The sequence below is a fragment of the Burkholderia sp. SIMBA_051 genome (assembly GCF_046534915.1).
GTDB classification, from domain to species: Bacteria; Pseudomonadota; Gammaproteobacteria; order Burkholderiales; family Burkholderiaceae; genus Burkholderia; species Burkholderia ambifaria.
Genome location: NZ_JAWRXS010000495.1, coordinates 1 through 259, shown reverse-complemented (window position 1 = coordinate 259; position 259 = coordinate 1). Strand labels below are relative to the sequence as shown.

General features: G+C 61.4%; 1 pseudogene. It reads right to left on the bottom strand.

The annotated features are described in order from the left end of the window. Nucleotides 1-20: 20 nt before the first annotated feature. Nucleotides 21-259: pseudogene (locus tag SB771_RS35435) on the bottom strand (urea carboxylase); the annotation flags it as partial.

Genomic DNA, 259 nt, shown 5'->3' with positions numbered 1-259 from the left:
CGCCATGGCGCGCGTTCCGCTCAGAGAAAGAATCGTTCGGTGTTGATGAAGCCGCGCGCGTTTTCATCGCATGACGTGCGGCAGATTTCGGCGACCTGGCTGTCGGCGGCGCGCAGTGTGAGCTTTACGGGTTTCGGCGCGTATTCGGGGTTCGTGTCGAGCGGATGCTGGATCGCCGTCAGCACGACGAGCGTGTTCATCGGTGCATACAGCTCGATGTAGTCGCCCGCTTTCGAGTTGCCTTCGACGAAGCTGAGCG